This is a genomic window from Streptomyces huiliensis, from assembly GCF_020037025.1.
GTDB lineage: Bacteria > Actinomycetota > Actinomycetes > Streptomycetales > Streptomycetaceae > Streptomyces > Streptomyces huiliensis.
The window spans coordinates 1-226 of the sequence record NZ_JAIQLH010000565.1 but is presented as its reverse complement, the minus strand read 5'-3'; the positions used below and the strand labels follow the sequence as shown (position 1 = coordinate 226).

1 protein-coding gene is annotated in these 226 nt (G+C 81.4%); it reads right to left on the bottom strand.

Features of this window, described 5'->3' with window-relative positions; genetic code table 11:
• Positions 1 to 226 (bottom strand): hypothetical protein (locus JNW98_RS35880; protein ID WP_223772422.1); only part of this gene is annotated, 226 nt, incomplete at both ends.

Here is a 226-nt window from a genome sequence, read left to right as displayed (position 1 = left end):
GCGGCGGCGAGGCGCTCCTCGGCGGGGGTGACGCGGGCGCCGAGCTGTTCGGCGCGGGCGGTGGCCTCATGGGCGGCGTCGAGGCGGCGCTGGTGCCGCTCGCGCAGGGCGGGCCAGCCGGTCAGCCAGTCGGCGTCGTCGGTGAGGGCGTCCTCGTCGGCGCGGGCCTGCCGTTCGAGGGCGGCGAGCTCGGCGGTGACCTCGGCGGCGCGGGCCTCGGCGCGAC